The 23,298-nt window shown below is 64.1% G+C and carries 23 protein-coding genes; 8 read left to right on the top strand and 15 right to left on the bottom strand.

All coding sequences use genetic code 11. The annotated features are described in order from the left end of the window. Positions 1 to 93: 93 nt before the first annotated feature. Complete coding sequence (locus ACV1FX_RS15800; RefSeq protein ID WP_473118476.1) at positions 94 to 981, top strand: IS1 family transposase; 888 nt, start codon at positions 94 to 96, stop codon at positions 979 to 981. Between the two features lie 91 nt (positions 982 to 1,072). Here the strand turns inward: ACV1FX_RS15800 and ACV1FX_RS15805 are convergent, their stop codons facing one another. Further along, complete coding sequence (locus ACV1FX_RS15805; RefSeq protein ID WP_473118477.1) at positions 1,073 to 2,683, bottom strand: phytoene desaturase family protein; 1,611 nt, start codon at positions 2,681 to 2,683, stop codon at positions 1,073 to 1,075. Between the two features lie 175 nt (positions 2,684 to 2,858). Between ACV1FX_RS15805 and ACV1FX_RS15810 the strand changes: the two genes are divergently transcribed. Next, positions 2,859 to 5,138, top strand: coding sequence for a spermidine synthase (locus ACV1FX_RS15810; RefSeq protein ID WP_473118478.1), 2,280 nt, complete (start codon positions 2,859 to 2,861; stop codon positions 5,136 to 5,138). Positions 5,139 to 5,283: 145 nt separating this feature from the next. Here the strand turns inward: ACV1FX_RS15810 and ACV1FX_RS15815 are convergent, their stop codons facing one another. The 3 genes from ACV1FX_RS15815 to ACV1FX_RS15825 all read right to left on the bottom strand — a co-directional run bounded on the left by ACV1FX_RS15815 (position 5,284) and on the right by ACV1FX_RS15825 (position 7,921). Continuing rightward, positions 5,284 to 6,207, bottom strand: coding sequence for a glycerophosphodiester phosphodiesterase (locus tag ACV1FX_RS15815; protein WP_473118479.1), 924 nt, complete (start codon positions 6,205 to 6,207; stop codon positions 5,284 to 5,286). A 135-nt stretch (positions 6,208 to 6,342) separates the two neighbouring features. Further along, the gene (locus tag ACV1FX_RS15820; RefSeq protein WP_473118480.1) at positions 6,343 to 6,894 is read right to left on the bottom strand and encodes a YcxB family protein; all 552 of its coding nucleotides are present in this window, start codon (positions 6,892 to 6,894) and stop codon (positions 6,343 to 6,345) included. Between the two features lie 244 nt (positions 6,895 to 7,138). Continuing rightward, positions 7,139 to 7,921 (bottom strand): L,D-transpeptidase, encoded by a 783-nt coding sequence (locus ACV1FX_RS15825; protein WP_473118481.1) that lies wholly within the window; start codon positions 7,919 to 7,921, stop codon positions 7,139 to 7,141. 291 nt (positions 7,922 to 8,212) lie between these two features. Between ACV1FX_RS15825 and ACV1FX_RS15830 the strand changes: the two genes are divergently transcribed. Then, positions 8,213 to 8,536 carry a hypothetical protein gene (locus tag ACV1FX_RS15830; protein WP_473118482.1) on the top strand — a complete coding sequence of 108 codons (324 nt, stop codon included), beginning with the start codon at positions 8,213 to 8,215 and terminating at the stop codon, positions 8,534 to 8,536. A gap of 61 nt (positions 8,537 to 8,597) precedes the next feature. On the opposite strand, the gene ACV1FX_RS15835 is transcribed toward ACV1FX_RS15830, so the two are convergent. Then, positions 8,598 to 9,359 (bottom strand): ABC transporter permease, encoded by a 762-nt coding sequence (locus ACV1FX_RS15835; protein ID WP_473118483.1) that lies wholly within the window; start codon positions 9,357 to 9,359, stop codon positions 8,598 to 8,600. Continuing rightward, the gene (locus ACV1FX_RS15840; protein ID WP_473118484.1) at positions 9,356 to 10,279 is read right to left on the bottom strand and encodes an ABC transporter ATP-binding protein; all 924 of its coding nucleotides are present in this window, start codon (positions 10,277 to 10,279) and stop codon (positions 9,356 to 9,358) included. Before ACV1FX_RS15840 ends, ACV1FX_RS15835 begins: the two co-directional genes overlap by 4 nt. A gap of 272 nt (positions 10,280 to 10,551) precedes the next feature. On the opposite strand from ACV1FX_RS15840, the gene ACV1FX_RS15845 reads away from it, so the two are divergent. Next, on the top strand, positions 10,552 to 11,271 hold the full coding sequence (locus ACV1FX_RS15845; RefSeq protein WP_473118485.1) for a hypothetical protein: 720 nt from the start codon (positions 10,552 to 10,554) through the stop codon (positions 11,269 to 11,271). Between the two features lie 37 nt (positions 11,272 to 11,308). Here the strand turns inward: ACV1FX_RS15845 and ACV1FX_RS15850 are convergent, their stop codons facing one another. After that, positions 11,309 to 12,436, bottom strand: coding sequence for a threonine synthase (locus ACV1FX_RS15850; RefSeq protein WP_473118486.1), 1,128 nt, complete (start codon positions 12,434 to 12,436; stop codon positions 11,309 to 11,311). 178 nt (positions 12,437 to 12,614) lie between these two features. Here ACV1FX_RS15850 and ACV1FX_RS15855 point away from each other — a divergent pair, with 178 nt between their 5' ends. Together ACV1FX_RS15855 and ACV1FX_RS15860 are read left to right on the top strand one after the other, a co-directional pair. After that, on the top strand, positions 12,615 to 13,094 hold the full coding sequence (locus ACV1FX_RS15855) for a DUF3016 domain-containing protein (RefSeq protein ID WP_473118487.1): 480 nt from the start codon (positions 12,615 to 12,617) through the stop codon (positions 13,092 to 13,094). Between the two features lie 132 nt (positions 13,095 to 13,226). Further along, entirely contained in the window at positions 13,227 to 14,180 is a 954-nt protein-coding gene (locus tag ACV1FX_RS15860; protein WP_473118488.1) for a LysM peptidoglycan-binding domain-containing protein, read from the top strand. A gap of 67 nt (positions 14,181 to 14,247) precedes the next feature. On the opposite strand, the gene ACV1FX_RS15865 is transcribed toward ACV1FX_RS15860, so the two are convergent. The 7 genes from ACV1FX_RS15865 to ACV1FX_RS15895 all read right to left on the bottom strand — a co-directional run bounded on the left by ACV1FX_RS15865 (position 14,248) and on the right by ACV1FX_RS15895 (position 20,768). Beyond that, positions 14,248 to 14,511 (bottom strand): hypothetical protein, encoded by a 264-nt coding sequence (locus tag ACV1FX_RS15865; protein ID WP_473118489.1) that lies wholly within the window; start codon positions 14,509 to 14,511, stop codon positions 14,248 to 14,250. Positions 14,512 to 14,607: 96 nt separating this feature from the next. After that, a complete protein-coding gene (locus ACV1FX_RS15870; RefSeq protein WP_473118490.1) occupies positions 14,608 to 15,234 on the bottom strand; it encodes a methyltransferase family protein in 627 nt (208 codons plus the stop codon). 29 nt (positions 15,235 to 15,263) lie between these two features. After that, positions 15,264 to 16,295, bottom strand: a complete 1,032-nt coding sequence (locus ACV1FX_RS15875) for an NAD-dependent epimerase/dehydratase family protein (protein WP_473118491.1) — start codon at positions 16,293 to 16,295, stop codon at positions 15,264 to 15,266. Positions 16,296 to 16,327: 32 nt separating this feature from the next. Then, positions 16,328 to 16,846, bottom strand: coding sequence for an Mpo1 family 2-hydroxy fatty acid dioxygenase (locus ACV1FX_RS15880; protein ID WP_473118492.1), 519 nt, complete (start codon positions 16,844 to 16,846; stop codon positions 16,328 to 16,330). A gap of 170 nt (positions 16,847 to 17,016) precedes the next feature. Continuing rightward, positions 17,017 to 17,685: an OmpA family protein gene (locus ACV1FX_RS15885; protein ID WP_473118493.1), complete on the bottom strand. Its 669-nt coding sequence runs from the start codon at positions 17,683 to 17,685 to the stop codon at positions 17,017 to 17,019. Further along, complete coding sequence (locus tag ACV1FX_RS15890; RefSeq protein WP_473118494.1) at positions 17,685 to 18,101, bottom strand: hypothetical protein; 417 nt, start codon at positions 18,099 to 18,101, stop codon at positions 17,685 to 17,687. Before ACV1FX_RS15890 ends, ACV1FX_RS15885 begins: the two co-directional genes overlap by 1 nt. A 90-nt stretch (positions 18,102 to 18,191) precedes the next feature. Continuing rightward, positions 18,192 to 20,768, bottom strand: a complete 2,577-nt coding sequence (locus ACV1FX_RS15895) for an ATP-dependent helicase (RefSeq protein ID WP_473118495.1) — start codon at positions 20,766 to 20,768, stop codon at positions 18,192 to 18,194. Between the two features lie 253 nt (positions 20,769 to 21,021). Here ACV1FX_RS15895 and ACV1FX_RS15900 point away from each other — a divergent pair, with 253 nt between their 5' ends. Continuing rightward, positions 21,022 to 21,195, top strand: coding sequence for a DUF1328 domain-containing protein (locus ACV1FX_RS15900; RefSeq protein WP_254103724.1), 174 nt, complete (start codon positions 21,022 to 21,024; stop codon positions 21,193 to 21,195). Here ACV1FX_RS15900 and ACV1FX_RS15905 read toward each other — a convergent pair. Continuing rightward, positions 21,192 to 21,713: a thioesterase family protein gene (locus ACV1FX_RS15905; RefSeq protein WP_473118496.1), complete on the bottom strand. Its 522-nt coding sequence runs from the start codon at positions 21,711 to 21,713 to the stop codon at positions 21,192 to 21,194. The genes ACV1FX_RS15900 and ACV1FX_RS15905 overlap by 4 nt on opposite strands. 110 nt (positions 21,714 to 21,823) lie before the next feature. Between ACV1FX_RS15905 and ACV1FX_RS15910 the strand changes: the two genes are divergently transcribed. Further along, positions 21,824 to 23,242: an FAD-binding oxidoreductase gene (locus ACV1FX_RS15910; protein WP_473118497.1), complete on the top strand. Its 1,419-nt coding sequence runs from the start codon at positions 21,824 to 21,826 to the stop codon at positions 23,240 to 23,242. Positions 23,243 to 23,298: the final 56 nt, after the last annotated feature.

Consider the following 23,298-nt stretch of genomic DNA (forward strand, 5'->3'; position numbering starts at 1 on the left):
TTGATTCTTATATAGTTCAAGGCTGTTTAATGCAATGGCTTAAACTGAACTTTATGCTTGACAACATCGAATATTTTCGGCCAAATACGCCCCATGAACAGGCTCCCGGTTGAAACCCGCGTCCAAATTCTCTCAATGCTCTGCGAGGGCAGCAGTATGCGGTCGATCAGCCGGATTACTGGGGTCTCGATCAACACGGTTTCCAAGCTGCTGATTGATGCCGGATTGGCTTGCGCAGCCTTCCACGACAAGACGGTGCGTGGCGTGGCCGCCAAGGCCATCCAATGCGACGAAATTTGGTCGTTCAGCTACGCCAAGCAGAAGAACGTCAAGTTCGCCAAGGCCGCTCCAGAGGCCGCTGGCGACGTCTGGACGTGGACGGCGTTGGATGCCGACTCCAAGCTGATTGTGTCTTGGCACGTTGGCGACCGCAGCCAGCACACCGGCATTGCCTTCATGGGCGACTTGAAGGCCCGGCTTGCCAATAAGGTCCAGCTCACCACGGACGGCCATAAGGCCTACCTGAAGGCCGTGGCAGCGGTCGATTTCGATGCCGACTATGCCATGCTGAACAAGATTTTCGCGACGGACTATGCTGGCGCGGGCCGCTACAGCCCGCCCAAGTGCATCGGAGCGATCAAGAACCCAATCATGGGCAATCCAGATCCGGAATTGATCAATACGTCGTTTGTCGAGCGCCAGAACCTCACCATGCGCATGTCAATGCGCCGGTTCACCCGTCTCACCAATGCGTTCAGCAAGAAGTTTGAGAACCACTGCCACGCGCTGGCGCTGTACTTCGTGTTTTACAATTTCTGCCGCGTCCACAAGACGCTTGGCGCAACCCCTGCAATGGCTGCTGGCCTTGTGGATAAGGTTTTGAAGATGACGGACGTGGTTGCGCTGATCGACGCGGCCAACCCGGTCCCGGCCGTTCGCGGCCCCTACAAGAAGCGCGAAGCGGTCGAAAATTCAAACTGAGACACTACCGCCTGGCCCCAGAGTCCCCCGCGATCCCCGAGCTATCTTTCCCCACGCGCCGAACAGACCTGTGCACAGGCTATCCACATGCCTATCCACGACCTGCGAACAGGGAGCGGTGGTCCCTCAAGATCGCCCGCGCCGCATTGTGGCCGGGGGCGCCGGTGACGCCACCGCCGGGATGGGCGCCGGAGCCGCAGTGATAAAGGCCCTTCAGCGGCCCGCGGTAGTCGGCATGTCCCAGCATCGGGCGCGCCGAGAACAGCTGGTTCAGCGTCAGCGCGCCGTGGAAGATGTCACCGCCCAGGAGACCGAATTGCCGCTCGAGATCGAGCGGGGACAGGATCTGACGGCCCAGCACGCTCGCCGCAAAGCCCGGTGCGTATTTGTCCACCGTCGCGATCATGAGGTCGGCGACCTCCTCGCGGTGATCGTCCCAGGATCTGCCATCGGGCAGCTCTGGCGCGACGTGCTGGCAGAACAGGCTCGCGACGTGTTTTCCTTCGGGCGCCAGCGTGTCGTCGAGCGTCGAGGGGATCAGCATCTCCACGACGGGCGAGCTGCTCCAGCCCTGCGCGCGCGCATCCATATAAGCGCGATCCATATAGGCGAGACTCGGCGCGACGATGATGCCGGAGGTCAGGTGATCGCCGTCCCCGGGAAGTGCCGTGAACGATGGCAGGCGGTCGAGCGCGACGTTCATGCGGAAGGTGCCGGAGCCGTTCTTCCAGTGCCGGATGCGGGCGAGGAATTCGGCCGGCAGCGCGTCCGCTGCGACGAGGCGCGTGTAGAGCAGTTTTGGATTGACGTTCGACGCAACGAATTTTGCGCGGATGCTCTCGCCGCTCTCGAGCACGACGCCGACGGCGCGATCGCGCTCGACGATCACCTCGCGCACGCCGGCATCCGTTTGAATCGCGACGCCCCGGTCGCGCGCGGCGCGCGCCATGGCCTGCGTGATCGCGCCCATGCCGCCGATGGCGTGGCCCCAGACGCCCTTCTTGCCGTTCACCTCGCCGAAGGCGTGGTGCAGCATCACATAGGCTGAGCCCGCCGCATAAGGGCTTGCGTAATTGCCGACGATGGCGTCGAAGCCGAACAGCGCCTTGACGAGATCGTGCTCGAAACGCTCGTCCAGCATCTCGCCCGCCGAGCGCGTGAAAAGGTCGAGCAGGCTTCGGCTCTGTTCAAGCGTCAGCTTGCGCAGGATCCCGGCGCTCTGAACCGCATTGATGGTTTCCCGGATCGCGCCCGCGCCAAAGCTCTCCACGAGGTTCGGCGGCGCGCGCAGCACGAACTGGCGCAGCACGTCGGCGATCGCCTCGAGCTCGCGCGAAAAGCCGTCGAGCGCCTCGGCATCACGTGCGCTGAGCCGGGCTACGGCGTCTTTCGTGCGACCCTCGCCGGTGAGGAGATAGCTGCCGTCGGGCGCGGGCAGAAAATTCTGCGCACGCCGCTCGACGATGCGCAGGCCGTGCTCGGCGAGCTTGAGATCGCTGATGACCTGCGGATTGAGCAGGCTCACCGTATAGGCAGCGACCGAGTTCTTGAAACCGGGGTGGAACTCCTCGGTCACCGCAGCGCCCCCGACAACCTTGCGCCGCTCGACCACCGTTACGCGCAGCCCCGCCATCGCGAGATAGGCCGCGCAGGTGAGGCCGTTATGGCCAGCGCCGATGATGACGACGTCGGTTTCGGTCATGAAAGGTTCAAGGGTCTTTCCGTGGTCATTTCCGGGGTGTGCGAAGCGCGAACCCGGAATGACGTTCTATATCAGGCATTCCCTGTCGCGACAGTCCCACCATTTATTGCCCGTTCATGCGCCTTGTGCTCCATTGCGCGCGCCCGGCGAACGCCGGGGTTTTGCCGGAGCTTTCATGGATTCGATCGTGCCTCCCGCCGTCACCGAGCAGCCGTCCGCCTCGCGCAACCGGCTGGTGTTGACGGTCTACACCGCCGCGATCTTCGTCAGCGCGCTGCTGCTGTTCTCGGTGCAGCCCCTGTTCACGAAAATGGTGCTGCCGCGGCTCGGCGGCTCGCCCGCGGTGTGGTCGGTGGCGATGGTGTTCTTCCAGTCGCTGCTGCTCGCCGGCTACGCCTATGCGCATTTCCTGATGCAGATCAGGAACCGTGCAATTCCGGTCGCCGTCCATCTCGTGCTGCTGGTGATCGCCTTGCTGACGTTGCCGCTCGGGATCGCGCATTCCTTTGGCGAGCCGCCGACCTCGGGTTACGCGTTCTGGCTGCTCGGCCTGTTCGCTGTGTCGATCGGGCTGCCGTTCTTCGCGCTTGCCGCCAACAATCCGCTGTTGCAGGCCTGGTTCGTCCGCACCGGCCACCCTGATGGGCCCGATCCCTATTTCCTCTATTCCGCCTCCAACATCGGCAGCTTTCTCGCGCTGTTGTCCTATCCGGTGCTGCTGGAGCCGGTGTTCACGCTGCGCACCCAGAACCTGCTCTGGACTGGCGGCTACGGTCTGCTGATCCTGCTGATCGCCGGTTGCGGTGTTTTGCTGCTGCGCTCGCCGGCTCTCGCTGCGGCCGATGCGAGGACCGAAGACACGAGCTCGCCGGCGCCGAGCTGGCTGGTTCGCGCACGCTGGATCTTCCTTGCCGCGGTGCCCTCGGGCCTCCTGATCGCGGTGACCGCGCATATCTCGACCGACGTCGCCGCCGCGCCGCTTCTCTGGGTGGTGCCGCTGTCGCTTTATCTGTTGACCTGGGTGCTGGTGTTCCAGTCGCGGCCGCTGTTGCCGCATAAATGGATGCTGATGCTCCAGCCGCTCGCGATTGCCGGCGTCGTGATCCTGCTGGCCTTTGGCGGCGAGCAGAACCTGCTGCTGACGCTGGGCGGCCACCAGCTGTGCTTCTTCGTCATCGCGATGGCCTGCCATGGCGAATTGGCGCGCACGCGGCCGGCCGCGAAATATCTCACCGGCTTCTATGTCGCGCTGTCGTTCGGCGGCATGGTTGGCGGCCTGTTCGCCGGCCTGGTCGCACCCTTCACTTTCTCCTGGATCGCGGAATATCCGATCCTGATTGCGCTCGCCGCGCTATGCCGGCCATCTGCAGGCGAGCGGCTTGCTCCCGTCATGACGTGGTACTGGCTCGTGCTCGCCGCACTCGCAATCGCGCTGATGGCGCCGTCCTATTCGACCGGCGAGCTTACGACCTGGTTCGAGGATCATCGCGTCTGGATCGCCGGCGCGGTCGGCCTGCTCGCGGCGCTTCTGGCGCTCGTACTCAATGCCAACCGTTGGAAGATCTTTGCAACGATCGTGCTCGCGCTGGCGCTGACCCGCGTCTACCCGGCGGATGAAGGCCGCGTCGAGACGGTGCGCAGCTTCTTCGGCGTGCACAAGATCGTGGTGACACCCGGCGGTTATTTCCACGTGCTGATGCACGGCACCACGATCCATGGCGCCGAGCGTTTCCGCAACAATGACGGCACGCCGGTCGAGGGGCGGCCTGAGCCGATCACCTACTATCACAAGGACGGCGGCATCGGTCAGGCCATCACCGCCTTGCGCGAACGCAAGGGCGCGCCGCTGAAGGTGGCCGCCATCGGCGTCGGGTCCGGCACGCTTGCCTGCGCCGCTGCGCCCGGCGAAAGCTGGAAGTTCTTCGAGATCGACCAGACCATGGTCGATACCGCGAGTGATCCGAAATACTTCCGCTACATCTCGAGCTGCGCGCCGGGCCTCAAGCCGGTGATCGGCGATGCGCGGCTGACCTTCGCCAAGGAGCCGGACGGCGTCTACGACCTCATCATCGTCGATGCCTACTCCTCGGACGCGATCCCGATCCATCTTGCGACCGAAGAAGCGATGAAGATCTACAAGGACAAGCTCGCCCCGCATGGCGCGGTCGTGATGCACATCTCCAACCGCCATCTCGACCTCGAGCCGGTCGTGGTCGGCATTGCCGACGCCAACGATCTCAAGAGCTGGGTCTACAACGAGGATTCCGGGCGCGACGCCGACTACATCTTCTCGACCGACGTCGTCGTCTCCGCGCGCGAGGAAGCCGATGTCGGCAAGCTTGCCTCTTCCAAGCAATGGGAGGAGACCGAGGCCGACGACAAGGTGCGGGTCTGGACCGACGACTACTCCAACATCATCGGCGCGCTGTATCGGCGCTTGAGGGACGGGGAGTAGCGCTGTTGGGAGAGTAGAACATCTCGTGTCCCGGACGCGGCGCGGCATGAAATGACGCGACGCAGAGCCGGGACCCAAATAGGCCCCGGCTCTGCAGCGCACCGCTACGCGCTGCGCCGCGTCCGGGGCACGAGATCATTTGCGGCTACGGGCTGACCGGCGTGCCCGCGGGCAGCGCGATGCCTTTTTCGCCGGCGACCTGCCGCAACAGGTCGGGGCGATCGGAGATGATGCCGTCGACGCCGATCTCGATCATCCGCGCCATGTCGTCCGCCTTGTTGACGGTCCAGACCACGACGCGCAGGCCAAGCTCGTGGGCTTCCGCGACCAGCGCCGCATTCACGTCGCCGAAATAGGGCGACCAGACCGCGCCGCCGGCCGCCTTGATCGTGCGCGGCAGCGAGCCGCCGTGATCGGCCGGATTGAAGCCGGCCGTCCAGTCGGTGGCCCTGTCGAGCGCGTTGGTCGGCGCTTTGCCCTGCTGCAGCGTCAGATAGACGGTCGGAATTTGCGGCGCCTGCTTCTGGACCAGAAGCAGAGTCCGCCAGTCGAAGGACTGGATCATCACACGGCTCGAAAATCCTGCGGCATCGATGACGCCAAGGAGCTTCGCGACAAAAGCCTGCGGATCCGGCGACTCGTCCGGATGGTTCGGATCGATCTTGGTCTCGATGTTGAAGCGCACGCGCGTGTTGCCGGATTTTTTGACCAGCGCGAACAACTCCTTCAGTGTGGGAATGCGCGTTCCCTGTATAGCGCGCTGCTCGGGAAACTGCTTGGCATAGGCGCTGTCGGGGCGGATCTGGCCGACGTCATACGTTTTGACATCGTCGAGCCGCAGCTTGATGAACGGCGTGCCGGGCGCGGCGACATAGCCGCCGGCGGCGTCGCGCGCGAGATCCGGATTGAGGCCGCGCTCATGCGACACGACGACCTCGCCGTCCGCGGTGACGCCGACGTCGAGCTCCAGCGTGTTGACACCCATCGAGAGCGCGTTGGCGAAGGCGGGCAGGGTGTTTTCCGGCAGCAGCGCGCGCCCGCCGCGATGCGCTTCAAGATCGAAGGCCATGGCCTCTCCGGCAACGAGACAACAGAAAGCAGACAGTATCGCGACAACAGGGGATTTGATCATGGTAGGGCAGGGTTCACGGCATGGTTCGCGTTTGCTGACCATTCCAGCTCTATCCGTGTGCCTCCGGTCATTTCAAGGGCGATCTGCCCCTTGGGCTGGCGCATTCGCCGCATTGACGTCGCGCAGGCGCGCGCGGACAAACGCAAAGGCCGCGTCGTAGGCGGCGGCATCGGCAAAGCTCCGATCCGGAATCGCCACCGCTGAATAGGGCGTGATCCACATCAGGAGAAGGCCCCTCTCGCGCGTGCACTGACGGATCCGGGTCCATTCGTATCTGTACTGCACCCCCGTGGCCGTCACGGTGAGCCCGGTCAGGTCGAGTTCGAGCGTCCTGAATTCCTTGGGGTCCCCCGCCGCCTCGAAATATCGTCTTCTGAAGATGCGGAGCGCGATGGAGCTCCCGATGGTGGCGGCGAGCATGCCAAGTGTGTATGCGTACAGGCTGTAGTGACCTACCATCTCGATCGCTTCGGCGTCGAGTTGACGGTCAGTAGCCTGCAACCGGAATAGCAGTGCGACGGGGATTGCGCCGAACCAGGCTGCAGCCCAGAATGTGAATCCCAGCCAGCTCCGGTTGCGCCGCCCTATGGCCGCCGTGTGGCGGGCATTGTCGTCGGCAGTCATGTTGAATTTCAGTGTGATACGATCGGGGGCAGGGTCGCTCATCGCCAGATTTGTCGTTCATGTCCGCAGGCTTCTTGCGGCGGCCACCGTATGACGCCGGCAACTCTTCTCAGGTTCACGGCATGGGGTATTAATTGTGATGGCAATCGCTGCGCGAGCCGTTGCGTGCGCCCTCGTCGATGCAGAGCGTAAGGCGATTGAACGCGGCGCCGCCGCGTTCAGATGGTGCCGGCAATCCGCACCGTCAGTTCTGATAATTGTAATAGGTACGCGGCTGATAATATTGGCGGGGCTGCTGATAATAATAGCCCTGCTGTCCATAGCTCGGATCGTAGGTCTGGTACTGCCGCTGCGGCTGATAGACCTGGGCGTCATAGACCTGGCGTGAGCCGCGCGGTGCCGGATAGCGCGCGCCGGTGTCGCTGCCGTCGGCCGGATAGATATAGCCGTCGTCCTGCGGCATCGCGCGGCGGCCAAACTGCGCCTGCGGCGTCAGATCGACGGGTTCGCCGGCCGCGCTGTACTGGTCGCCGTTCGGCTGCGCCGCGCGCGCCACCGCGCTGGTGCCGCGGCCGCGCGGATTGCGCATCAAGGCCACCTGCGCCGAGCCGGTCAGCGTCACCGTGGTGTTGAGCACGCCCTGCTCCTGCACCAGTGCGTAGAGCGTCGAGGCGTTCTCGCGCGACAGCCGCACGCAGCCATGGGACGCCGGCGTGCCGAGCCGGCCGACCGAATCGGTGCCGTGGATCGCATGCCCGATCTTGGTGAAGAAGATCGAGTGCGGCATCGGCGCGTCGTCGAATTCCTTGGAGTAGTGATCCTCTTCCATGCGGAAGGCGCGGAACGAGCCATTCGGCGTCTCGCGGGAGGGGATGCCGGTGGAGACCGGCCAGTGATATCGCGCGACGCCGTCGACCGCGACGGTCATCCGCTGATTGTCCTTGTCGATGGTGATGTCGACCTTGGCCTGCGCGCTGCCGGCGCTGAAAAGCATCAATGAGACGATTGCAATAAATAAGGTACGCATTTTACTTCTGGCCTCCGGCCTGTTCGCGAAAGCGCCGCGGCTCTCCGTCCCCCGGCGTGTACTATGCCCGCAATCAGGTTTCGGTTCCAGTGGCCCGCATTGGCCATCGTTAACTTGGCGCCGGGCGTAAGCAAGGCGGCTTCATCACGAATCCGCGCGTGCGCCGCTGACATTTTCGCGAGCGCGGCGCGTCGCCAATTCGTCATGGATGCGCAACCATTCGGCCGCAGCGGCGTTTCAGACTGCCTGCCTTCTCCGGCCAATTCGCCGGTCCATCCCTGGGATATCGAGATGAACAAAGCTCGCTTCACCGCGGCCGCATTGCCGGCCGGTTTGCCTTTCCGCCTGCTTTTTGCCGCGAGCCTCCTGCTTGCTCTCCTCGCGCTGCCGCAGCCCGGACACACCCAGGGCATCGTCCGCGGCGCCCAGGAAGGTGCCTATGAAGGTAACCGCGTCGCCGGGCCTGTTGGCGGCGTGGTTGGAGGTGCGGTTGGGGCTGGCGTTGGTGGCGCCGTGGGCGCGGTCGAGGGCGTGTTCGGCATACCCCATCACGGCTGGCGCCATCGCTGCCGCGGCTACTATGACGGCTACCACCACTTCCATTGCTACAGGTGACGGCTCCAGATCGTCGTCATTCCGGGTTCGTGCTTGGCACGCCCCGGAATGACGGCAGACGTCAATTCTTCAGCCGATAGCCGGTGCGGAAGATCCAGCCGATCATGACGAGGCAGATCACCAGGAAGGCGGCAGTCATGCTGATGCTCAAGGCGACGCTGACATCGGCGATCTCGTAGAAACTCCAGCGGAAGCCGGAGATCAGATAGACCACCGGATTGAGCAGCGCGACGGTGCGCCAGCCCGACGGCAGCATGTTGACGGAGTAGAAGCTGCCGCCGAGGAAGGTGAGCGGCGTCACCACCAGCATCGGAATCATCTGGAGCTTCTCGAAGCCGTCGGCCCAGATGCCGATGATGAAGCCGAACAGGCTGAAGGTCACGGCGGTCAGCACGAGGAAGGTCAGCATCCAGATCGGATGATGGATGTGCAGCGGAACGAACAGACCGGCGGTGGCGAGAATGATCAGGCCGAGGATGATCGACTTGGTTGCGGCCGCTCCTACATAGCCGAGCACGATCTCGAAATACGAGATCGGCGCCGAGAGGATCTCGTAGATCGTGCCGACGAATTTCGGGAAGTAGATGCCGAAGGAGGCGTTGGCGATGCTCTGGGTCAAGACCGACAGCATCACGAGGCCCGGCACGATGAACGTGCCGTAGCTGACGCCCTCGACATGGTCGATGCGTGATCCGATCGCGGCGCCAAACACCACGAAATACAGCGAGGTCGAGACCACCGGCGAGACGATGCTTTGCAGCAGCGTGCGCCAGGTGCGCGCCATTTCGAACAGGTAGATGGCGCGAACGGCGTGCAAATTCATGACGTCCTCACGAGGTCGACGAAGATGTCCTCGAGCGAAGATTGCGTGGTGTCGAGGTCGGAGAAGCGGATGCCGGCGCTGCGAAGGTCGCCGAGCAGGCTGGTGATGCCGGTGCGCTCGCCCTTGGTGTCGTAGTCGTAGACCAGCATCGCGCCGCCTTCGCAAATCTCGAGCGCGTAGGGCGCCAGACTCTCCGGCAGGGCGTCGATCTTCTGCGCAAGGTGCAGCGTCAGCCGTTTCTTGCCGAGCTTCTGCATCAAGGTGGCCTTGTCCTCGACCAGCACGATCTCGCCCTTGTTGATGACGCCGATGCGGTCGGCCATCTCCTCGGCTTCCTCGATGTAATGCGTGGTGAGGATGATGGTGACGCCGGATTGCTGGAGGCCGCGCACCACCTCCCACATGCCCTTGCGCAGCTCGACGTCGACGCCGGCGGTGGGCTCGTCCAGGAACAGGATCTGCGGCTCGTGCGACAACGCCTTGGCGATCATCACGCGGCGCTTCATGCCGCCGGAAAGCGTGATGATCTTGTTGTCCTTCTTGTCCCAGAGCGAGAGGTCCTTCAGCACTTTCTCGATATGGGCCGGGTTCTTCGGCTTGCCGAACAGGCCGCGCGAAAAGCTCACGGTTGCCCAGACGCTCTCGAATGCGTCGGTGTGCAGCTCCTGCGGCACCAGCCCGATCAGCGAGCGGGCCTTGCGCCAGGAGCTGACGATGTCCTCGCCGCCGACCAAGACCTTGCCTTCGCTCGGATTGGCGATACCGCAGATGATCGAGATCAGCGTGGTCTTGCCGGCGCCGTTGGGGCCGAGCAGCGCAAAAATCTCGCCACGCTTGATGTCGAGATTGACGTTTTTCAGCGCCTTGAAGCCGGACCCATAGGTCTTCGACAGGTTGGCGACGGAGATGATGGAGGACATGATGGCCGGAGGGCTGGGAGATGGGAGGCTGGAACCATGGGGGCAAGGTCAGCGGAGCCCTGAAATAGGAACGCCCTTGCCCGGTCGCAATTCCCAGGAGAAAAATGGTCTCAAAACAGCCCCTTCGGTGGCAGGTTTCGGGCAACTGTTGCGCAACAGCCACGGGCCGCGGCTAAGATTGTTGTTCACGAGGCTCTTTGTTGCGTCTGCGAGCGGGCCATGGCTACGATTCCGCTCAATCGCGAAGCGTATTGTTCCCAGGGAAAAGATCGATGAGACCGAACGGCCGTTACGCAGCCGGCACCAGCCAGTTGTCCGCCATCCGCGTGTGGGCGACGTGCCTGCTCCTGCTGTCAGCTGTTGCCATGAGCCCGACGAGCGCCAAGGCGGCGCCGAGCCAGGCAGCCGCGACCACGCATGTTTATCTCCTGCGCGGCGTGCTCAACATCTTCTCGCTCGGGCTCGACACCATCGGCTCGCGGCTCGAGGCGCAAGGCATCCCGGTGACGGTTGCGAACTTCGTTTCCTGGTCCTCGCTCGCGGATGAGGCCGCCGCCGCCTACAAGGCCGGCCGGCTGAAGACCATCATTCTCGTCGGGCATTCCTCGGGTGCGACCGCGCTGCCCGACATGATCGCCAAGCTCAATCGCCTCGGCGTGCCGGTGAAGCTCGCGATCGGCCTCGACTCCGTGTTCAAGACCAAGCTCTCGACGGGCGCCGAGCGCTACATCAACCTCTATATCGGCGACGGTCCCGGCGAGCCTGTGCGCGCGGCGGATGGCTTCCGCGGCAAGCTCGACAATGTCGACGTGCGCGGCTCCGGCGCCGGCCACATCACGATCGACAAGAACGAGTTGATCCAGCGCCGCGTGATCGCCGAGATCGATGCCGTGGTGATGCGCTCGCGCGCGCCTGCGTCCCCGCAGGCCGAGCCGCGTATGGCAAGGCCGGTCGCACGCTCTGCCGCGGCGACGGCACCGGCGCGGAACTAGGCGAGTCCCGCCGCGCGTTATCTGGATGTCCTCGGCGCTAGCCGAGGATCTCGGTGATCAGCGACGCCGCCTTGATCCCGGTCCCCGTGATGACGACGACGGTGCGTTCGTTCGGGCGAATGGCGTCGCGCCGGGCGAGCTCGTCGAGCGCGGCGGCAGCGATTGCAGATGTCGGCTCGGGAAACAGGCCCGTGGCCGCGAGCTTCTTCAGTCCCGCGACGATGCCCTCTTCGGGGACGGCCACCGTGCCGCCGCCGGTTTCCTTCAGCGCCGCCACCATCTGACGCAGGCGCAGCGGGCTCTTGATCGCGGTGCCCTCGGCGATGGTCTTACGGACCTCGCGCGCCACGGGCGTATCGACGCCAGCCGTGAAGCTCGCATCGAGCGGCGAGCAGTTCAGTGGCTGCGAGGCGAACAGTTTCGGCATCCGCGCGATCTGCCCTGCCGCGAGCAGTTCCTTGAAGCCGAGATAGCAGCCGAGCAGGCTGCTGCCGGCACCGACGGGAACGACGATGTTGTCGGGGGCCGAATAGCCGAAATCCTCCCACATCTCGTAAGCCAGGGATTTCGTGCCTTCGAGGAAGAAGGGCTGCCAGTTGTGGCTCGAATAGAAGATGTTGCCGGACTGGCGGATCGCTTCCGCCTCCGACTCCTCGCGCGGCCCTTCCACGAGCTGGATGTCCGCTCCATAAGCGCGCACCTGCGCGATCTTCATCGGAGAGGTCGACGCGGGCGCGAGGATCTTGATCTTCATTCCGCCGGCGGCGCCGTAGGCGGCGACCGATGCGCCGCCATTGCCTGAGCTGTCCTCGAGCACTGCATTGACGCCAAGCTGGCGAATGAAGGACAGCATCACCGTGGTGCCGCGATCCTTGAAGCTGGCCGTCGGGTTGAACCATTCGAGCTTGAAGTAGGGCCGCAATTCGCCCCACGCCTTCTGGACGAGGGGTGTGCATCCTTCGCCCATCGAGATCGGGCTCGCGATATCGACCGGCAGCGCCGCGCGATAGCGCCATAGCGAGCGCAGGCTGCGATCGATCTCGTCGCGCGAGATGCCGCGCAGCGGCGTCACCATCAGCGGCTTGCGGTCGTCGGAGCACCAGCGGGGCTGGTCCAGCGGATAGAGCGTGCCGCTAAGCGGTTCGATATAGGATGGCGTCTTCATGGGGCGATCTCGGATACGAGCGTCAGGGGCCGATCACGCTGCCAGATGATCAGGCGAGAGGGATCAGCGGCCCGATTGAACGATTCTAAGTGCCGAAACGGAATATCGATGTCAATTCCGGCGTTCCGGAGCTTTGCGGGGAAGCTGCGACTGAACGCGTTCGGAATGCGAGGCTCACATGATCCGGAGATTGATTGCCGCAGCCGTGCTGATGGCTGCGTTGCTCAGTCCGTCGCCAGGCGTTGCCGGAGTCAAGGTCCGCTTCATCAATCCTGAGCGGTACACCGACGCGGATGCTTACGGTGGCGGATCGCGCGAGGCCACGCTGGCGGAGTTTCGCGGCTATCTCGAAACACTGGGCAGGCGGCTTCTCGCGCCGGGGCAGAATCTGAGCATCGATGTTCTGGATATCGATCTTGCCGGCCAGGACGAGCCGCGGGGGCGAGGCTCGGACGTGCGGGTGATGCGCGACGTCACGCCGCCGCGCATCAGGCTGCGCTACAGGCTGAGCGGCGGAGGCAAGCGCACGACGAGCGGCGAGGACAATCTCAGCGACATGAACTATCTGAGCAATCCCTCCGGCCGCCTGGGTGGCCGCCACGGCTACGAGAAGGCGCTTCTGGATGACTGGTTCAGACGTATCGCCGGTTCTCGATAGGTGAGCGGCAGGCGAACGCTGGGCGTTGGCGCGCGATTGAGCAGGCTTTGTGCCCCAAATTCTGCCAAATCGATGGTCAGTAAGGCCGGAATAGGGAGGCGCCCGGCTTCCCGCGATGGGATTGCAGGACGCATGGTTGTTTTGAGGCGAGTGGTCCTGCTGGCGGCCGGCGTGCTTCTCGCCGTCTCTACCGCCATGGCGGTCGCTTCGCCGGCAAAGCCCAAGAAGGCGGCCGCGATCGCGGCACTGCCGTCACTGCCGCAGCCACCCCCGCTGCCCGCTGAGGCCGAGCCCGGGCCATCGCCGCGCGTCTACCTCTTCCGCGGCGCCATGGGACCGATCTTCTCGACCGGCATGGACCGCCTCGCGGAGCGGTTGACCGAGGCCGGCTTCAAGGCCGACGTCTACGAATTCACGCTCTGCCGGCTGATTGCCCGGCGGGCGATCTCGTCCTACCGCGAAGAGCCTGCGCCGGTGGTGTTGATCGGTCATTCCATGGGTGGCCTGTGCTCGATCATCTTCGCCGAGGTGTTCGCGGAGGAGAAGATTCCGGTCAGTCTCGTCATCACCATCGATCCCGCGCATGCGACCGGAAACGTACCGCTCAACGTGGAGCGCTTCATCAACATCTATCTGTCCGACAGCGTGCTCGGCGGCGGCGACGTGGTCGCAGAGCCCGGCTATCGCGGCCATTATGCCAGCTTCGACCTGAAGCAGAACAAGCGCGTCACGCACATCAACATCGAGAAGTCCGAAGACATCCATCGCCAGATCGTGGACATGGTCGCGCAATTGCCGCGCGTGCCGGCGCAGGCGCAGGGCGAGCCCGTGCCGCTGCGCTATCTCGTCCCCGGCGACACGCCGGTGGAATTATGGGACTCGGGCGTGAAGCTGCCGATGCGTGCCGGCGACACGCTTGATCGCATCGCCGCGCAGTATCACGTGCCGGTCTGGTCGCTCGCGCAGGCCAACGGATTGTCTGAAAGCGCGCCGCTTGCCGCCGCGCAAGACATTGTCATCCCGCGTCATCTGCTGCCGGCCATGCCGGCGCAGGCGGCCGACGCTCCGCCCAAATCGGTACGCTGAGCCCGGACGCTGGCGCTCACAAAAGGCTGCAAAAATAAAGAAGGGCCCGCTTAGCGGGCCCTTTGCGTCAGTCGTTGTCGTGATGGATGACGGTCTTTTCGCGACTGCCGTCCTCATTCTGCTTCTTGATAACGGTCGTCCTGTCCTCACGCGGCTCGCGCTGCTTGATGATGGTGGTGCGATCACGATCGCGGTCCCGGTATTCGTGGGACTCACCGACAGTCACGCCGCCGCCGACCGGGCCGGCGTGGACTCCGACGCCCACCTCGTCCGCGAGTGCGGGAACCGCCATTGCGCCGACCATGGCTGTTGCGAAGAGATACTTCCTCATTCCCATTCTCCATTCGCTGAATGAAAGGGAATGTCCGGGTGCGACGATTCGTTCCGCCGGAACCGGATGTCAGGCGGCCAAGGCAGCGCGCAGATGTTACCGCGGCGACAGGAACGGAATGATCATCGGGACGCGGCGGCAATAGGCGCCATAGGCGTCTTCGCCGAGTTCCTTGGACAGGAAGACTTCTTCCATCCGGCCCTTCTGCCACATGCCGAGCGAGATCAGGATGGCGCCGAGGATTGCCGTCACCGTGCCGACCGCGATGCCGGTCGCGAGCATGCCGGCGATCAGGCCGGTGTAGATCGGATGACGCACGATGCCATACGGACCGGTGTCGATGACGCGATGGTCTTCCTTGTGGGTAATGGTGTTCGACCAGAACTTGCCGAGATGCAGACGTCCCCACCAGGTGAAGGAGATGCCGGCGAGCACGACGAGCGCCGCGATGTAGACGCCGGTCTCGCCAAACACCCATAACGGCTTCTCGTTCAGCACTTCCGCGGTCCACGGGGTGAACAGGATGCCGCCGATCAGGATCGGCAGGCGATAGCGTTGCGAGTCCAGCGTCATCACCTGCTTCTGGGTGCGGCCCTGCCAGAACGAGGCTCCCACCCAGCTCGCAAGCCAGGCGAGCCAGATCAGCGCCAGGAGTTTGGTCGGCCAGGTCGTGGTCCAGCCACCCCAGGCGAAGGAGAGAAGCTTGCTGAAATCAAAGGACATGCGGAAAGGTTCTTGCTTAGGGCTTGGGCTCAGCTCGCGCGCGAGCTGAGCGCGTGACGCTCGATGCCGGCCTGCGTTTGCAGGCCGCCGCGTGCGAGCAGATGGGTGATGGTTTCGCGCAGTACCGGCTCGACCGGGCGCGGCGCATAGCCGAGCTCGGTGCGCGCCTTGTCGATCGAGAGGTCGCTGGCGGCAAGCGCGATGCGCACGCCTTCGCCGGTGCCGTTGGGCGGCCGGTGCGTGACGTGGTCGGAGATGTATTCGAGCATGATCGCCGAAAGCTCGGCGAGCCTGCCGGGCACCGCGATAGGGTACTGCTTGCGGCCGCTGATCACCGACATCATGCGCAGGATCTGTCCGAGCCGGACGCAGTCGCCGCCGAGAATGTAGCGCTGGCCGATGCGGCCGCGCTCCATCGCGAGCACGAGGCCCATGGCGACATCGCGCACATCGACCAGGTTGACGAGGAAGTTGATGTGCGGCTGCACCTTCTTTTGCAGGAAGTACCACAGCATCGCGGTCGGTGGCGTGAGGTTGTGATCGACCGGCCCGATCGGCATGGTCGGTGTGCCGATGATGAGCGGAAAGCCCGCCGCCGCGGCTTTTGCCGCACAGTGTTCGGCAAGCGACTTCGATCGCGTATAGGCGCCCGGCATCGCGTCGACCGGCTGCAGCGCCTCCTCGGCGGGAATGCCGCCTAGCTGCGAGTAGGGGAACAGGATCGATTCCGTCGAGCAGTGCACGAAGCGCGACACGCCGCGGCGCTGCGCGGCGCTCAGCACGACCTCGGTGCCGCGGCAATTGACCTCGTGGAAATCCTGCTTGTTGGCGACCCACATGCCGGGCAGGCCGGCAAGGTGATAGACCTGATCGACGCCTGCGAGCGCGCGATCGACCGCTTCGCCGTCGAGCACCGAGCCCGCGACGTAGTCGACGTCAGCACACGGCGCGGCCGGCGGCCGCACATCGAGAACGCGCACCCGCTGCCCTCTGCCGCGGAGCGCTTCTACAAGATGATGTCCGATGAAGCCGCTGCCACCGGTAACCAGTACGAGAGTCATGAAGAACGTTGCTGCTGTTCCGCTCTGGAATCTTATCGGGTCGAAAGGGAATTGGTCGGAACAGGCGCGAGAATCGCGGCAAGGTCACGACGAAAACCCAACGCAATGAATAATTTCGCCATTACAAACATCGGTCCAAGCAAAAGATGAGACGGAAAGGTGAACAACGAGGCCTCGCGCCCCTCAAAAACCTTGTGGCCGATGGCCTGTGCGGCGAAGCCGAGCGCGACCAGCGTGGCGAAAATTGCCCACATCGCCACGGTGCTGACTTGCGCCGCAATGGTCGTCGCGATTGAAAACAGCACAATCGACACGGCCAGAATCCCCGTTCCGAGCGCGACATCCAGCAACAGCCAATAGATGAGGACCGGCAAGGCCAGAATCAGCGCAAGGCTGAATTCGAAACCGAACAGCGGCACCGTCACCAGCGTCAGCGGCATCACGGCACCCGTGAACAGCAAGAGAATACCGATCACATGCATCGCCGTGTTCCGGGGATCGCGATGATACTCGACATAAACGGCAAGTTGGCGCTGAAAAAAGCCACCCATCTTGGTCTCACTGAGGATGCAGGTCGGAGAAAGCGCCAAGCCTATAGCATCTGAGGGCCCCCTGCACAAACCGGCGCATTTGTCGCGCAGAGCAGGTATTCGAGGCGGCCTGCACACGAGAAAACAGTCAGGGGTTCAAGGGGTTCCGAGCACCGCCCCGATGCAATCGACTAGCGTTTTTTCGCCGGCTTCTTGGCCGGCGCCGCAGGTTTGGGTGCAGCCGGCTGGCTGGCCTGCTCCTCAGGGAGCTTTGCAAGCGTCAGGATCTGCATCTGCCCGTTTGCCGACGACGTCGGCCGCGCGCGGTCGAGGAATTGCTCCTCGCCAAGGCCGATCGACTGGATGCGCTTGGCAGAGATCTTGAACGTGTTGGCGAGCACGTCGCGGATCGCATCGGCTCGGCGCTGGCTCAAGATTGCGTTTGCTTCGCGCGTCTTCGAATTGGATTCGACGTGGCCCACGATCAAGAAGGTGTAGGGCAGGAGCGAGGCGTGAACCAGCGCGTCGGCGATGCGGCCGACGGCCTGATAGGACCCCGGCTGGATGATTGGCGTGTCGTCATCGAACTGGATCTGCGCGTTGAAGGCGGGCAGGCTCGCGAGGTCGGGCGCGATCAGCGGGCGGTTGACCGGACCCGGATCGTTCTTGATCCGCGTCTTCGCACGCTCCATCACCTGCTGCTTCAGCGCCGCCAGATCGAAATCGGGCGCCTGCTCGAAATGGTTGAGCTTGGCGACGATGTCGTCCCGCGTCGGCGGCGCCGTCTGCGCGCTCGTGGGGCCTGCCGCGAGCATCAGGGCAAGACCGATGGATTGCAGGGTGAGCCCGGCCGCGCGCATCAGCGATACCCCGCGTCGTCCACCGCCTTCAGGCAGTTGTTGCTGATGCCCTTCGGCGTCGAGATCAGGCACGGGATCGACTTGCTGGTCTCCTTGGTCGAGCCGCCGCAGACCTTGACGATCTCGCGCTGGCAGGCGTTCGCGACCGTCACGCGCGCGGCAACCCGCTTCTGGATCGCGTCGAAGGCCGCGAGGTAATCGGTCTGGCATTGCGGCGACATGACGTCCCGGTTGCGCGACAGGCATTCCTTCAGTCGCGTCGAATCCGGGTTCACGCCGCGGCAATTGGCCACAATCTCCGCACCGCAGCTCTTGGCCAGCATGCCGATCGCATCGCCAAAGCTCATCGTCTCGGCTGCTGCAAGCGACGGCATGCCAAATGCGAGTACGGAAAATGTGATGAAGCCCCGGATCATGCCGCATCTGATACGGGGAAGTTCGCGATGGTCAAGGGGCGTGGAGCAAGGAAAGCCGGTGGCGTAACGCCGCCGCAACAGTCCGCGCCCTCACGCCCGCTGCACGAAACTGTCCACGACCTTCTTCTCGCCGGCCTTATCGAAGGCGATGGTGAGCTTGTTGCCGTCGATCTTGGCGACACGGCCGTAGCCGAATTTCTGGTGGAAGACGCGGTCGCCGATCGAGAATTCGGACGTCGTGCCGGTCGATTTTGCCACCAGCTCGCCTTCGATCGTCATCGGGCCGCGGCGACGCGACGAAAAACTGCCGCCGAAATCGGGCGCGGCGGAAAATGGCGAGGGCTCCTCCTCGAAGCCGCCGCGTCCGCCGCCGTTGCGGCCGCCCTGGCCACGGTTGCGATTGGCTTGAGCGCGCTGCCAGCCCGGGGTCGAATAGCTGGAGCCGAAGGCTTCCATGTCGTCGAAGCGCGAGGCGCCGTAGCCGCCGGTACCGCCCCAGGCCGAGCCGCCCTTGGATTCCGTGATCTCGACATTGGCCGCCGGCAGTTCGTCGAGAAAGCGCGAGGGGATCGTGGTCGACCAGGTGCCATGGATCCGGCGGTTGGTCGCAAAATAGAGTTTTGCGCGGCGGCGGGCGCGGGTGAGGCCGACATGGCCGAGCCGACGCTCTTCCTCGAGACCCGCGCGGCCCTGTTCGTCCAGCGTGCGCTGGCTCGGGAACAGGCCTTCCTCCCAGCCCGGCAGGAACACGTTGTCGAATTCGAGCCCCTTGGCCGAATGCAGCGTCATCAGCGACACCGCATCTTCCTCGGCGCCGCCGTCGCGATCCATCACTAGCGAGATGTGCTCGAGGAACCCCTGCAGGTTTTCGAACTCCTCCATCGAGCGCACCAGCTCCTTGAGGTTTTCGAGCCGCCCCGCGGCATCCGCCGAGCGGTCCTTCTGCCACATCTCGGTATAGCCGCTCTCGTCGAGCACGATCTGGGCGAGATCGGTATGCGCAGTCACCTCGCGCTGAGCGCGCCAGCGATCGAATTGCGTGACGAGGTCGCGCAAGGAGCCACGCGCCTTCGGCTTGAGCTCGTCGGTCTCGACCACGGCGCGCGCAGCTTCGAACAGCGGAATGCGGCGCTTGCGGGCATGATCGTGCAGCATCTGCACGGTGGCATCGCCAAGCCCGCGCTTGGGCGTGTTGACGATGCGCTCGAAGGCGAGATCGTCGGCGGGCGAGTTGATGACGCGCAAATAGGCCAGCGCATCGCGGATCTCGGCTCGTTCATAGAAACGCGGGCCGCCGATCACGCGATAGGGCAGGCCGAGCGTGACGAAACGATCTTCGAACTCGCGCATCTGGTAGGACGCGCGCACCAGGATCGCGATCTCGTTCAGCTTGTCGCCCTGGCGCTGGAGCTGCTCGATCTCCTCGCCGATGCCGCGGGCTTCCTCTTCCGAATCCCAGGCGCCGGTGACCGTGACCTTCTCGCCGTCCTCGTCCTCGGTCCGCAGCGTCTTGCCGAGCCGGCCTTCGTTGTGCGCGATCAGATGCGAGGCGGCGGCGAGGATGTGGCCGGTCGAGCGATAGTTGCGCTCGAGCCGGATGACCTTGGCCCCGGGAAAGTCGTGCTCGAAGCGCAGGATGTTGTCGACCTCCGCGCCGCGCCAGCCATAGATCGACTGGTCGTCGTCGCCGACGCAGCAGATGTTTTTGACGTGGGCTCTTTCGCTTGCAGGAATAGGCGCCGTATCATTTTTCTCGTCGTCACCGGGCCGACGCGAAGCGTCGAGACCCGGTGATCCATCTTGCGAAGAATCGATGGATTGCCGGGGCAAGCCGGGCAATGACGAGCTGGAGGACGGCGCCTGCGACAACAGCCGAAGCCACAGATACTGCGCGACGTTGGTGTCCTGGTATTCGTCGACCAGGATAAATTTGAAGCGCTGCTGGTACTGCCGCAGAATGTCCGGGTGCTCGCGAAAGATGCGGATGTTCTCCAGCAATAGATCGCCGAAATCGGCGGCGTTCAGGATCTTCAGCCGCTCCTGGTAGCTCGCATAGAGCTTGCCGCCCTTGCCGTTTGCGAACATCGCGGCTTCGCCCGATGGCACCTGCGTCGGGCCAAGGCCGCGATTCTTCCAGCCGTCGATCAGGCCGGCCAGCATGCGCGCCGGCCAGCGCTTGTCGTCGATGCTTTCGGCCTGCAGGAGCTGCTTCAAAAGCCGCACCTGATCGTCGACGTCGAGCACGGTGAAATTCGACTTGAGCTGCGCGAGCTCGGCGTGCGTCCGCAGGATCCGGCCGCCGATCGAGTGGAAGGTGCCGAGCCACGGCATGCCCTCGACCGCCTGTCCCAGCATCTGGCCGAGCCGGTGCTTCATCTCGCGCGCGGCCTTGTTGGTGAAAGTCACCGACAGGATCTCGCCGGGACGCGCGCGGCCCTGGCTCAGGATATGGGCGATGCGCGTGGTGAGCACGCGCGTCTTGCCGGTGCCGGCACCGGCGAGCACCAGCACCGGGCCGTCCAGCGTCTCGACGGCGTCGCGCTGCTCGGGGTTGAGGCCGGTCAGATATTTCGGGCCCACCGAGGCACGGGCGCGCGCGGCAATGCCGCCGGCCGCAGGCTGGTGGTCGGGAACGCTGTGAGAGGTGATTTTGCTCGGCTCGGTCATGCGAATCAGTGGCCCCACGATGGCACCGCGGGGTGGCGGAAGGGAGCCTTCATAACAGGGATTAGCCCCTATATGGGGCGGCGGCGAGGGGTTTTCCACGTACGCCGAGGGCCGATTTGTTCCAGTCACTTCGGCGAATTTCCGCCCCTCTCAGTCCGGAACCATCGTTTCGAGGTCGAGATTGTCTGTGCAACCGCGGCGTGGCGCGAGGCCGCGCCGATCGCAGACAAACATCGAAACAGAGGTTTTGACCATGCTTGGCTGGGTTGTGACGTTTCTGGTTATCGCACTGATCGCCGGTATCCTGGGCTTCGGTGGCATCGCCGGCGCTTCGATCGAAATCGCCAAGGTCATCTTCTTCATCGCGGTCGTGCTGTTCCTGATCTCGGCCGTGTTCGGATTGGCGCGCGGCCGCACCAGGGTCTAGCGCTGCCGCTTCGAGGGCATCGCGACGTTTCTCCCGATGCCCTCGGGCCTGTGCACCGCGCTGTGGTCCTTGACCACGGAGGCGATGCGTTCGCGAATGTCGGGCGGGAAAGGCGCCACTTTTCGCGAGGTCATGTCCATGTGCAGCGACATGTTCTCGGAGGTGGCCGACAGCCAGCCTTCGGTCGCGTGGCGCAGCTCCTCGAAAGTGTGCAGCCGCTTGTCGTCGGCCTCCAGCAGCCACACCGAAATCTGCACGGGATCGCCGAGATGGATCTCGCGCAGATAGCGCACGTGACATTCCGCAGTGAAGGTCGAGCCGTGGCGCTCCTTCATATAGGTCGGCCCGATCCCGAGCTTCAGCCAGAGCTGGTCGATCGCCCGATCGAACATCACGTTGTAATAGGCCATGTTGAGATGGCCGTTATAGTCGATCCATTGCGGCTCGATCTGCATGATCGAGGAACGGAACGGCTCGGGCGTGAGCGTGGCATCTCCAGGGGCAGCTCTCTGCGTCATCTTCCTTCCCGCCATGTCCTTTCCGACATGTCCTTGCCGACATGTGTCGGGTCCCTTGACTTGACCCGCCATATGTCCTTTGCCACGGTCTCCTGTCGGGAGGAATGTCCGTGGGTATGACCATCACCAATAATCCGCCGCGGCCCGAGCCGAAAGCCCTGGCCAGTGCGCTGGAAGCGCTCACCGCGCGCTTCGGCAATCGCTTCATCACCTCGCAGGCCGTGCGCGAGCAGCACGGCCACACCACGACGTGGCTCGCCAACCAGCCGCCGGATGGCGTGGTGATGGCGCAGGAGACGAAAGACATCCAGGACGTGGTACGGATATGCGCCAAGAATGGTGTGCCGGTGATTGCGTTCGGCACCGGCACCTCGCTCGAGGGTCAGGTCAATGCGCCGGCGGGGGGAATCTGCATCGACCTGCGCGACATGAACAAGGTGCTCGCGGTGCATGCCGAGGACCTCGACTGCGTGATCGAGCCCGGCGTGACGCGCAAGGCACTCAACGAACATCTGCGCGACCAGGGCCTGTTTTTCCCGATCGATCCCGGCGCGGATGCATCTCTCGGCGGCATGGCCTCGACGCGCGCCTCCGGCACCAACGCGGTGCGCTACGGCACCATCCGCGAGAGCGTGCTGGCGCTGAAGGTCGTGCGCGGCGACGGTGAGATCATCACGACCGGCACACGTGCGAAGAAATCTTCCGCCGGCTACGACCTGACGCATCTCTTCATCGGCGCCGAAGGCACGCTTGGCATCATCTCCGAGCTCACCATCCGCCTGCGCGGCATACCAGAGATGATCGCGGCCGGCGCCGTTTCCTTTGAAACGGTGCATGGCGCCTGCCAGGCGGTGATCCTGGCCATCCAGACCGGTGTTCCCGTGGCGCGCATCGAGTTGCTCAACGCGGCGCAGGTGAAGGCTTGCAATGCCTATTCCAAACTGACGCTGCCGGAGACGCCGCTCCTGCTCATGGAATTCCACGGCAGCGAGATCGAAGTCGCCGAGCAGTCCAAGGCGTTCGGCGAGATCGCCAAGGACTGTGGCGGTGGCGATTTCTCCTGGACCACCAAGCCCGAGGATCGCACGAAACTCTGGCAGGCGCGGCACGATGCCTATTGGTCGGTGAAGGCGCTGCGGCCCGGCGCCGGTGTGGTCGCAACCGACGTCTGCGTGCCGATCTCGCGCCTTGCGGATTGCGTCAACGAGACCGAAGAAGATCTGAAGCGGCTGAGGCTGATCTCGCCGATCGTCGGCCATGTCGGCGACGGCAATTTCCACTGCTCGCTGCTTTGCGACGTCGACGATCCGGACGAGATGGCGCGCGGTGAGGAGTTCATGCATCGCCTGGTCGAGCGCGCGCAGGCGATGGACGGCACCTGCACCGGCGAGCACGGCATCGGGCAGGGCAAGCAGAAATATCTCAAGGCCGAGCTCGGCTCGGAAGCGCTCGATGCGATGCGGGCGCTGAAGAAGGCGCTCGATCCGCAGAACATCTTCAATCCCGGCAAGATCGTGCCGGCGGCGTAGCTCCGTCGCGGGAACTTTCGGCAAGCCGGCCGGTTCCAATTCCCGACATGTTCCGA

The sequence above is a fragment of the Bradyrhizobium ingae genome, assembly GCF_055791185.1.

Bases quoted from the DNA above. Each gene is read 5' to 3' on its own strand.
- ACV1FX_RS15800 (WP_473118476.1), top strand. From the start codon at position 94: ATGAACAGGCTCCCGGTTGAAACCCGCGTCCAAATTCTCTCAATGCTC.
- ACV1FX_RS15805 (WP_473118477.1), bottom strand. From the start codon at position 2,683: ATGACCGAAACCGACGTCGTCATCATCGGCGCTGGCCATAACGGCCTC.
- ACV1FX_RS15810 (WP_473118478.1), top strand. From the start codon at position 2,859: ATGGATTCGATCGTGCCTCCCGCCGTCACCGAGCAGCCGTCCGCCTCG.
- ACV1FX_RS15815 (WP_473118479.1), bottom strand. From the start codon at position 6,207: ATGGCCTTCGATCTTGAAGCGCATCGCGGCGGGCGCGCGCTGCTGCCG.
- ACV1FX_RS15820 (WP_473118480.1), bottom strand. From the start codon at position 6,894: ATGACTGCCGACGACAATGCCCGCCACACGGCGGCCATAGGGCGGCGC.
- ACV1FX_RS15825 (WP_473118481.1), bottom strand. From the start codon at position 7,921: ATGCGTACCTTATTTATTGCAATCGTCTCATTGATGCTTTTCAGCGCC.
- ACV1FX_RS15830 (WP_473118482.1), top strand. From the start codon at position 8,213: ATGAACAAAGCTCGCTTCACCGCGGCCGCATTGCCGGCCGGTTTGCCT.
- ACV1FX_RS15835 (WP_473118483.1), bottom strand. From the start codon at position 9,359: ATGAATTTGCACGCCGTTCGCGCCATCTACCTGTTCGAAATGGCGCGC.
- ACV1FX_RS15840 (WP_473118484.1), bottom strand. From the start codon at position 10,279: ATGTCCTCCATCATCTCCGTCGCCAACCTGTCGAAGACCTATGGGTCC.
- ACV1FX_RS15845 (WP_473118485.1), top strand. From the start codon at position 10,552: ATGAGACCGAACGGCCGTTACGCAGCCGGCACCAGCCAGTTGTCCGCC.
- ACV1FX_RS15850 (WP_473118486.1), bottom strand. From the start codon at position 12,436: ATGAAGACGCCATCCTATATCGAACCGCTTAGCGGCACGCTCTATCCG.
- ACV1FX_RS15855 (WP_473118487.1), top strand. From the start codon at position 12,615: ATGATCCGGAGATTGATTGCCGCAGCCGTGCTGATGGCTGCGTTGCTC.
- ACV1FX_RS15860 (WP_473118488.1), top strand. From the start codon at position 13,227: ATGGTTGTTTTGAGGCGAGTGGTCCTGCTGGCGGCCGGCGTGCTTCTC.
- ACV1FX_RS15865 (WP_473118489.1), bottom strand. From the start codon at position 14,511: ATGAGGAAGTATCTCTTCGCAACAGCCATGGTCGGCGCAATGGCGGTT.
- ACV1FX_RS15870 (WP_473118490.1), bottom strand. From the start codon at position 15,234: ATGTCCTTTGATTTCAGCAAGCTTCTCTCCTTCGCCTGGGGTGGCTGG.
- ACV1FX_RS15875 (WP_473118491.1), bottom strand. From the start codon at position 16,295: ATGACTCTCGTACTGGTTACCGGTGGCAGCGGCTTCATCGGACATCAT.
- ACV1FX_RS15880 (WP_473118492.1), bottom strand. From the start codon at position 16,846: ATGGGTGGCTTTTTTCAGCGCCAACTTGCCGTTTATGTCGAGTATCAT.
- ACV1FX_RS15885 (WP_473118493.1), bottom strand. From the start codon at position 17,685: ATGCGCGCGGCCGGGCTCACCCTGCAATCCATCGGTCTTGCCCTGATG.
- ACV1FX_RS15890 (WP_473118494.1), bottom strand. From the start codon at position 18,101: ATGATCCGGGGCTTCATCACATTTTCCGTACTCGCATTTGGCATGCCG.
- ACV1FX_RS15895 (WP_473118495.1), bottom strand. From the start codon at position 20,768: ATGACCGAGCCGAGCAAAATCACCTCTCACAGCGTTCCCGACCACCAG.
- ACV1FX_RS15900 (WP_254103724.1), top strand. From the start codon at position 21,022: ATGCTTGGCTGGGTTGTGACGTTTCTGGTTATCGCACTGATCGCCGGT.
- ACV1FX_RS15905 (WP_473118496.1), bottom strand. From the start codon at position 21,713: ATGACGCAGAGAGCTGCCCCTGGAGATGCCACGCTCACGCCCGAGCCG.